Below are 8651 nucleotides of genomic sequence, written 5' to 3' on the forward strand. Positions count from 1 at the left end.
CTCCTAAATAAACAAGCCCCAGCATCCTTGATGCTGGGGCTTTTTTATTTTGGATCGAGGCTCTCCTCTGCACTACAACGGCCCCCATGTGACAAGCTTGCCAACGGCAAGCGCAGGACGCGGGAGCGCAGCGACGGCGGGCCCAAAGGGCCGAAGGCCGACAGGCCTGAGCAATGTAGGTCATCGTCAGGCGCCTAATGCCTAAAAACCCCCGACAGCTTCGCTGTCGGGGGTTTTTTATTGCCTGCAGGAAAGCGAGCAGATATGACCCTGTGATCAGGCGCACAGTTACGCTCGGTAAATAGCGTTAGCATTCCCTCAAGACTGGCAGAAAAAAAGACTAAAAAGCCAGCTTCAGAGACACTCATCAATCATTCGATCATTGCCGTCAATAACAACAAACGGCGGGCAGGTATGGCTATGAGTACACGTAAAAGACTATTCCTCGCGCTGTCCATGGTGCTGTCTTCGGCTGCCCATGCAGATTTGCAGCCCATTTCTGATGCCGAGCTGTCCGAGGTGACAGGTCAGGCCTTTGTCTCCATAGACCGCCAGTACCATCCCGATCCCAACGAAAATACCTCCTATACCCGTGTCAATCTCGGTATGGATATCGAAATCCAGACCAATGTTGATGTTCTCGAGATGGGGCGATATGAGCGAGCGGGTGAGAAGCAGGGTTCTTCCGATGTGCTGATCCGCGATTTTGCGCTCGGGTACATCAATAACCAGGCCTACTACAGCAAGAACCCTGATGCTCCGCGACAATATCGCCCCGATGGCTCAGCCTATGGCGAGAATGAGATTGTTCCGTTCATGATCGATAGCCCGTTCTTTGAGTTTGCCTTTGATGAGACCACCAATGAGGTGGTAGGTGTTCGTCTTGGCTTTGGCGAGTCCATGGGCATTCTTTCCGGCAAGATCGAAACGCTGACGGGCAACGTCAATGTCGACATCATTGATCGGGGTGAAGGGTTGCGGGAGGCTAACTCCACCGGCAATTTCTTCGATCAGTTGATTGTACTGCTCACCCCTTTGCTCGAATCGGGCAGTCCGCTCGCCACCAAGGCGCAGCTGGTCTATGGAGCGGAAGATGACCCGCGCATTGGCGAGCTTGATCCCATCCGTGCGGAGTATATCGGTATTCCGAACGGGGAAAAGTTCGTTCTCGAAGGTGCCGCCGGATTCACCCGCTGGTCTCTGAAGAACCTGATTGGCTGGGGATCCAGTTCGGAGATCGAGGTGCCGGATTGTTCCTTCTTCAGCTGTGGTGCTGGTGACATCTATGTCTATGCCCAGGATTGCATGGTGCTGGGTATAGACTCCTGCTTTGATCTGGATATTTACAACAGTTTCCCGATTGGCCAGGTTGAGGAGGTCAATGGTGAGCGGCGAATTACCGGTCCCGCCGATGGTGCGTTTATTTCGTTTCAGACCAAAGATCTGGATTGGCTGAAGGACGTCAAGAAAACCGACATCACGGTAGAGGACTTTATTCGGGCGACGTCCGGCGCATTCTTCAATATCCCCAATGGCGCCACCGAGGTAAACCTGAATGAGGCGTTGTACGGCACGGACCGTTATCGGACTGAGTACATAGACCGTGGTCGGGGGCTGTTCTGATGAGAGGATTCGGGTTCTGCAACTTCCCCTGCACTTCAATGTTGTCGTTAGCGCTCTTGTGGTCTTTGCCCCTCCAGGCTGAGATGGTGACTCTTAATGAGTCCGAGATGTCCGAGATCGATGGCGCCGGCATAGGCCTGGTTCTCGATAACTTCGCCTTCTCCCATGGAACCGACGCGCCGGATGCCAATGGCAACCAGGCCCGTATATTCCGAATCACGGGCATCAAAAGCACGGACGGGCAGGACGTGGATATCACCGTGAATCACTTGTACATCGCGGGCGCTGATTCCGCCTATGGTCAGAATCTGACCCCGGTCAACCTGGGGCGTTTGCTGCATCCCTGGCGAATTGACGTGGTGGACGGCAACACGATCGGGGTCAGAGATAAATCGGTGTTGGAAATCGCCGCGCCCGCGATGCTCAGCGCGGCCGAGGGTTACGATTGCCTGGGTGGCTCTGCGGCTGCTGGCAGCGGTACCTGTTCAAGCCGCCCCGCGACTGAATCCTGGATTGGCGAGCGAGCGGATATGGGGATGCAGATGAATGTCGCCGTGGGTGACGATCGCTCTGCCAACCTGAATATACATGCGAAAAGTGCCGTGATTGACGGGAGTTACCTGCGCCTCTGGGGCGATGACGCTCGCCAGCAAATGGCAGGCCAGTTCAAGCTGAACTTCTACTCTCCGGAGTTAACCATCAACGCATGCACCCAGGATGGCAGCGAGTGTGGCTCCCGCATCACCATGTCCGATTTTGTCCTTCAACTGGCGATCGGTAACGAGCTCCAGCCAGTGTTTTTTGATGTCGACGGTACGGGCAATTTCGTGCTGGAGGTAGATGCTATCGCTGCGCCGGCACCCGGGCAGATTGCCGCAAACGGGCTTCGGGATGGCAGCGATACCGCAACCTGGGACTTCTATGAAGCCTATTACACCAATCCGGAATACCGGAGCAATCTCCGGATTGGCAACTTTGGTGTTGGTGACCGGGATTTTGGCTCCGCCCGCATCGAAGGAATGCTCATTCAGCACCTGGAAATCAGAACCAAGGACTTGGCGCCATGATCCGTCTGACTTGTTGTTCAGCTACCCGGTTTTGCCTGCTCTTTGCGGCCCTGCTTCCCGCCTTGGCGTATTCCGAGATGTCGCCGCTCGGGGACGACGCCCTGGCTGATGTCTCCGGCCAGGGGGGGATCTATCTGTCTGGCGACATCAGCATCAACGAAATGGGAGGTCCGGTTCAGAACAATTACTTTGGCCGGTGTGATGAGGCAGATAAGAAATGCGGTGCTCGCTTTGCCTATCGGCTGAAGCAGGATGGCGGATGGATGGTACTGGATGAAGTTCGAGGGATGTTCGCCTTTGAGGGTCTGACCCTGAGGGTGCGTTCGATCGATTCCGGCTTTGGGGGGGATGGTGCACTCTTTGACCGTGATGTGATTGAGCTGGGCTTGCCAAATGTTGTCCGGTTTTCTGACGTACAGTTCAAAATCGCTTCCAGTAGCACGCCACGACCAACTGACCCCGGCTTTCAGCAAACCGACATCTTTGCGGTGGAAATGCAGGGGGACGTGATCATGCAGGGTAACCTTCTGGTTTTTCCGGATGGAACCCCTTAGCCAGGAGGCATCATGACTCGTAAGCTTTCCGGAATCCTGCCCCTGAGTACGGTCGTCCTGGGCCTGGGCAGCTATTCGATGATAACCGCTGCAGATCTCCAGAGCCTTGATGACCGGGCGCTGTCTGAGATACGAGGCCAGAGCGGGATTACCATCGAAACTGACCTGACCATGACCGCAGACAAGCTTTCCTATTACGACGATAACAAAGGCGTCCATCTGGAAGGCATGCGGGTGGGTTCCTCGGAAGTGCCGGGCCAGGGCGCATTTCATCGGACCAGGATCGATATCGGCAGTGATTCTGCGCTGAATCTCGAATACCTGGTAGAAGACCGGCGGGTCGAATTCTCGGACATCCGGCTGGCCGGCGCGCCCGGTGTCAGTATGGGCGGGATTTTCTTTGATCATAGCCTTCAAGGCACCTTGAGCCTGCGCCAGCAGACCGCAGGTGGAACCGGCTATGAATTTGATTCCGCGTACACCATGACGGGAGGCCGTCTGGGCTATAGAACCAACGGTAATTCGGTGTTTCTGGACGATATTACGATGTCCGTTGAGGCCTTGGGAGTAACTCTGGAGCGGGTGGGCCAGACCCTGGAACTGACGGCTCCAAGAGTAACTGGTAGTTGGCAGGTCGGTGCTATTCGATATTCCAGCGATCCTGCGATATATGGCCGTAGCACCAATGGTAACGGTGACCTGCTGCCCAGCTATGGCGGTCTCTCTGGCCAGTACGAACTGTCCTCAACGACCGGTATATCCGCAGGAGGCCGCGCAGGGGAGGGTTTGAGGTTTGATAACGAGACAACCATACATAGCGCGTCTTTCCTCTATCACGATGATGGCCATGCACTCGCCCTGAGAGACATCACTGGTTCCTACCGAATTCAGGACCTTCGTCTGGATGTGGATGAGGATTGGCGCGGCCGACCGGCAGTGGGTTTAACGCTTGGGCGAATGGAAGGCGAGTTTGAGGTCGGAGCCATTGAGATTGGCGCTGCTGGTAAGAGCTTTGGGGCCTTCAACCTGAGCTTTCTGTTGGAAGACCAGGTATTTGGTGGACGCAGCTACACCAATGCGCTTTACCTGCAGGGCGGAGGGCATGCCGATGCCGGTGCCCAGGGTTTGAGGCTGGCTGCCCAGTGGAGTCTCAGGCTTTCTGATCTGAGCTATACCGAGGACGGCAACAGGGTGATTATCAGCGGCCTTCAGTCCTGGGGGCAGGGTGATATTACCGTGAACGTTACCCGTGATGGTATTCAGGGGGGAACCCGATTCTATGACGGCTTGAGAATTGGTTTTGAGGGGCTTGAGGCCGGTTACCGTATTAATGGGATGCGCGTTGGCAGTGATGATGCGCCATTGCAGGGTGGCACAGAATTGTTGTTGGCGCTCGGCATCTATCCCGCCTACGACTTTACGCTGGACGGCCATATGACGCTCGGAGCCGGTGGCGCTTCCGGTGAGGGCCTGACGATTAATTCGGATATTCACATTCGTGACGGTCGTGCTGCAGTGATTGCCGCTCCTTATGACGAAGGTAACGGTGAGCAGCCCCAGAAAGGTCTCTGGCTGACCGATATGACCTATGATGGTCATGTTCGTAACATGACTCTGGATGTTACCGATGAAGGATTGGCGCTGGCAACGGAAGAGTCCTGGAGCACCATGGATATCGGCAATGTCCGGATCGGTAATGGGGTCGATGGAGAGAGCCTTGGGCGTTTGAAGATCCAGCGTTTTGAACAGGGGAGCACGACGTTGATCAAGCCTGGTGGTGCCGGCAACGTCTGTGTGGGTGGCGCTGGTGCGTCGGCCTCGGCCTGTTCGGCATCGGGCGGTGAGTGGGAAATGCGGGGCGAGGAAGGTGTCACGATCGAGATGAAGAACATCCTCGCCCGTGCTCAGAGCAGCGAGAAGCGGAATTCGCTGTTGTGGGAAACCAATCGGACCGTCGATGGCCAGGGGCGGGCCGTGAATGGTTCCGGAACCCGCCTGGTTCTGGACAATATTTACACGAGTGACGGTGGTGATTTCGATGGTGATGGCGTCGACGACAAAACCTACGGTATTCAAACCGATCTATCCGTTGACGTTTACCAGACCCGAGTCGTGAAGAAAGAAAATGGAGCGGACTCGCTGGGGGTGAATGGCGCCCGTGGAGATGAAAAGATTATGGATGCCTCGGCCCCCCAGGGTTATCGGTATGTGTCCTCTCCTTCGGAGGCTGATCGCCTGAACCGTCCACTGGGATTCGCGGTCAAGGCGGAAACCCGTTTCAAGGAACTGACCATAAATAATATCGATCTGGTTCATCCTGTGGGTGGCGCCCAGACCGCCGTGTTCGGCGCCGTGCTGCAGAACGTGAATATTCGCGCAAACCTGACCGCGACACCTATCCCCTGACGTCGCGACCGGTAAAGGGGCAAGGCCAGTGCTGCCCCTTTGCTTTTCAATCCCCTCCTGTTGTTTAATCCGGGCTTGTTTATTCCCCGTCTGGAAGCTCATTGATGAAATCCAATGCATTGCTGTCCCTGCTCAGTGATCGTGAAATCCATTCCGGTGAATCGCTGGCCCAGAAGCTGGGCGTTTCCCGGACGGCGGTGTGGAAGCATATCCGCAAGGCTATCGCCGACGGAACTGACATACGGACCATTCGCGGGCAGGGTTACCAGCTGGTGTCCGCACTGGACCTGATTGACCGTGACATCATTCTTGGTCAGCTCAATGCTTCGGTTCGAGAGCGGATACAGCTCACTGTTCTGGATGAAGTGGATTCCACAAACGCCGAGGTTGCGCGCCTACTGACGTCGGCGCCACTCCCGGTGGTGTTATCTGACTGTCAGACGTCCGGCCGTGGTCGAAGAGGTCGGAACTGGGCCAGCCCCAAGGGCCAGAACCTCTACCTGAGCCTTGGGTTGTCGATAAAAGGTGGGTTCTCGGCCCTGGATGGCCTCAGTCTGGCCCTGGGCGTTGCCGTCGCCAATGCCATTGAGCAGGTAGGGGGCGGTGAGGTAGGGCTCAAGTGGCCCAATGACCTGTTTGCCCAGGGCCAGAAATTTGGTGGGATCCTGGTAGAAATCCAGGGCGAACTCCAGGAAGGTTGTGTTCAGGTGATCGCAGGAATCGGTATCAACGTGCATATGACTCAAGCTGAAGACGTTGATCAGCCCTGGACGAGCCTGGACAAGCGTTGGCCAGACCAGGCCTGGGTCCGCAACCAACTCGCTGCCGGGATGATTACTCACATTCTGGCAGCAGTGACGGAATTTGAGGCTGGTGGCTTCCGGCAATTCCGGGAGCGCTGGCAGCGCCGTGACATCTTTAGCGGCCTGCCCCTCGTCACCCGTGAAAGTGAATTAAAGGGCCTGGGAGGCGGTATCGACGAAACCGGAAACTACCTCCTGAAAACAGCAGAGGGCGAAATACCGGTGCGGGCGGGCGATATCAGTTTGCGGGTGTCTGAATGATTCTGTTGATTGACGCTGGTAATACCCGCCTGAAATGGCGACTGACTGGAACAGGCGGCCCTCTTGAAGGGGCAGCGGTCATGGCAGATGCTGAGCCCCTGACAGGACTTTCAGGCTACTGGTCTGACATCGAAAGAATTCTGGTGTCGACGGTGGCCTCGGAAAGCGCCCGCGCGCAACTTCATGAACTGTTGCTTGCCCGGGGCAAGGTGCCTGTTGAATATTGCTGGGCTGAGTCGACGCGCGATGGCCTGTCCAATTCCTATGGGGATGTGTCGCGCATGGGGGCTGATCGATGGCATGCCATGCTGGCAGGCTGGGTCAGGTGTAAGGCTTCTTTCGCCGTTGTCGATGCTGGTAGCGCCGTCACCGTGGACTATGTGAATGCCAGCGGGCGACACCTCGGTGGCTACATTCTTCCTGGGCTCCAGATGATGCGCCGTAGTCTGAAAGTGGATGCGGCACGAATTGGATTTGAGCAGAGTGAGCAACTCGACACCCGCCCGGGACAATCGACCGGCGAATGCGTCAACCACGGTCTGGCCTGGCTCACCGAGGCCCTTGTCCAGGGGATTCATCGCGATGCAAAAGCCTTTGGACTGTCTGCGATCTATCTGACCGGTGGCGATGCCCGGCGTTTGCAGGCCCTTGGTCTTGAGGCAAACGTAGTTGAGGGTATGGTGCTTGACGGTCTTGAGCGAATCGCCAGGGCGGGCGTTCTGTGATGAAGTGGCTGGCGTTTCTGTTGGCAGCTCTCAATCTGGCCGTTTGGTTTGTGCCGGCCTGGATCGAGCCATCCCGTTATGTTGGCGTTTCATCTGGAGCCCTGCCACGTGTCTCCAGCCTGAAAGTGGCTTCCGAGACCATGGAGAGCCTCTCCCGGGAAGAGAGTTGTCTACGGATAACGCTCGGAATGTTTGATGCGAGGGATGACGCCGAGAATGTGGCGGCCGGTCTCAAGCATAGAGTCGGCATTGTTGAGGTTGAGAAGGAGTTACCGCCCCTGCATTGGGTATTGATTCCTCCGCAGCCGCCGGAAGCAGCGCGAGCCCAGTTCCGTGAGCTCTATCTTCAGGGCGTGGAATCGTACATTGTTTCCCGTGGAGAGTACCGTAACGCCATTTCCCTGGGGCTGTTCGAATCCCTTGAGGCTGCGCAATCGGTAATGGCAGAAAAAAAACAGGCAAATCTGAATGTAGTGCTGGCCAAGTTCCCTCGAAATCGTTTAGGATACGCGCTCGTTTTTGAGGTTGAATCCATGGCAGAAAGTGAATGGGTTCAAGCGGTTGAAGCGGAAACCGGTTACGAGTTCGATTTCCTTGAAAGCAATGCTTGTGAAGGTGTTGCAAGGCCGGAAAAAAATCCGTAGTATACCGCCCTCGCTGAACAGGCGAATGTGAGCTGGCGTAGCTCAGTTGGTAGAGCAGCTGACTTGTAATCAGCAGGTCGGGGGTTCGATTCCGTCCGCCAGCTCCACTTTAAGTTTTAAGCAGGTTCGCTTTTGCGGATTTGTTCGGGAGGGGTTCCCGAGTGGCCAAAGGGATCAGACTGTAAATCTGACGCGAAAGCTTCGCAGGTTCGAATCCTGCCCCCTCCACCACTAATTGCTCGCGGGCATCGTATAGTGGCTATTACCTCAGCCTTCCAAGCTGATGACGCGGGTTCGATTCCCGCTGCCCGCTCCAATTTGGTTTCAATGCTCATGTAGCTCAGTCGGTAGAGCACATCCTTGGTAAGGATGAGGTCACCGGTTCAATTCCGGTCATGAGCTCCATTTTTTATCCGGTCAACGTTGCGATCCTGGTTGATTAGGGAGATTGGTCGAAATGTCTAAAGCAAAGTTTGAGCGTAACAAGCCGCACGTAAACGTGGGCACCATCGGTCACGTTGACCATGGTAAGACCACTCTGACAGCTGCCCTGACTCGTGTATGTCAC

8 protein-coding genes and 4 tRNA genes are annotated in these 8651 nt (G+C 55.9%); all 12 read left to right on the plus strand.

Features of this window, described 5'->3' with window-relative positions; all coding sequences use genetic code 11:
* Positions 1-420: 420 nt before the first annotated feature.
* Positions 421-1623: a DUF6160 family protein gene (locus tag Q669_RS15295; RefSeq protein ID WP_023009394.1), complete on the plus strand. Its 1203-nt coding sequence runs from the start codon at positions 421-423 to the stop codon at positions 1621-1623.
* 107 nt (positions 1624-1730) lie between these two features.
* Positions 1731-2690 carry a hypothetical protein gene (locus Q669_RS15300; protein ID WP_022992946.1) on the plus strand — a complete coding sequence of 320 codons (960 nt, stop codon included), beginning with the start codon at positions 1731-1733 and terminating at the stop codon, positions 2688-2690.
* Positions 2687-3244 (plus strand): hypothetical protein, encoded by a 558-nt coding sequence (locus tag Q669_RS15305; protein WP_022992947.1) that lies wholly within the window; start codon positions 2687-2689, stop codon positions 3242-3244. Before Q669_RS15300 ends, Q669_RS15305 begins: the two co-directional genes overlap by 4 nt.
* Positions 3245-3256: 12 nt before the next feature.
* Positions 3257-5650 carry a DUF6160 family protein gene (locus tag Q669_RS15310; RefSeq protein WP_022992948.1) on the plus strand — a complete coding sequence of 798 codons (2394 nt, stop codon included), beginning with the start codon at positions 3257-3259 and terminating at the stop codon, positions 5648-5650.
* A gap of 104 nt (positions 5651-5754) precedes the next feature.
* Positions 5755-6714 (plus strand): biotin--[acetyl-CoA-carboxylase] ligase, encoded by a 960-nt coding sequence (locus Q669_RS15315; RefSeq protein ID WP_022992949.1) that lies wholly within the window; start codon positions 5755-5757, stop codon positions 6712-6714.
* Positions 6711-7439, plus strand: coding sequence for a type III pantothenate kinase (locus Q669_RS15320; protein ID WP_022992950.1), 729 nt, complete (start codon positions 6711-6713; stop codon positions 7437-7439). Before Q669_RS15315 ends, Q669_RS15320 begins: the two co-directional genes overlap by 4 nt.
* Positions 7439-8083 carry a hypothetical protein gene (locus Q669_RS15325; RefSeq protein ID WP_022992951.1) on the plus strand — a complete coding sequence of 215 codons (645 nt, stop codon included), beginning with the start codon at positions 7439-7441 and terminating at the stop codon, positions 8081-8083. The genes Q669_RS15320 and Q669_RS15325 overlap by 1 nt, the downstream gene beginning before the upstream one ends.
* Positions 8084-8114: 31 nt before the next feature.
* Positions 8115-8190 (plus strand) — tRNA-Thr (locus tag Q669_RS15330).
* A 40-nt stretch (positions 8191-8230) separates the two neighbouring features.
* A tRNA-Tyr gene (locus tag Q669_RS15335) sits at positions 8231-8314 on the plus strand.
* Between the two features lie 10 nt (positions 8315-8324).
* Positions 8325-8399 (plus strand) — tRNA-Gly (locus Q669_RS15340).
* 13 nt (positions 8400-8412) lie between these two features.
* A tRNA-Thr gene (locus Q669_RS15345) sits at positions 8413-8488 on the plus strand.
* Between the two features lie 52 nt (positions 8489-8540).
* Positions 8541-8651: GTP-binding protein (locus Q669_RS19420; protein ID WP_227501124.1), on the plus strand; the 111-nt coding region annotated here is incomplete at its 3' end.

The organism is Marinobacter sp. C1S70, from assembly GCF_000475355.1.
GTDB classification, from domain to species: domain Bacteria; phylum Pseudomonadota; class Gammaproteobacteria; order Pseudomonadales; family Oleiphilaceae; genus Marinobacter; species Marinobacter nauticus.

Bases quoted from the DNA above. Each gene is read 5' to 3' on its own strand.
- Q669_RS15295 (WP_023009394.1), top strand. From the start codon at position 421: ATGAGTACACGTAAAAGACTATTCCTCGCGCTGTCCATGGTGCTGTCT.
- Q669_RS15300 (WP_022992946.1), top strand. From the start codon at position 1,731: ATGTCCGAGATCGATGGCGCCGGCATAGGCCTGGTTCTCGATAACTTC.
- Q669_RS15305 (WP_022992947.1), top strand. From the start codon at position 2,687: ATGATCCGTCTGACTTGTTGTTCAGCTACCCGGTTTTGCCTGCTCTTT.
- Q669_RS15310 (WP_022992948.1), top strand. From the start codon at position 3,257: ATGACTCGTAAGCTTTCCGGAATCCTGCCCCTGAGTACGGTCGTCCTG.
- Q669_RS15315 (WP_022992949.1), top strand. From the start codon at position 5,755: ATGAAATCCAATGCATTGCTGTCCCTGCTCAGTGATCGTGAAATCCAT.
- Q669_RS15320 (WP_022992950.1), top strand. From the start codon at position 6,711: ATGATTCTGTTGATTGACGCTGGTAATACCCGCCTGAAATGGCGACTG.
- Q669_RS15325 (WP_022992951.1), top strand. From the start codon at position 7,439: ATGAAGTGGCTGGCGTTTCTGTTGGCAGCTCTCAATCTGGCCGTTTGG.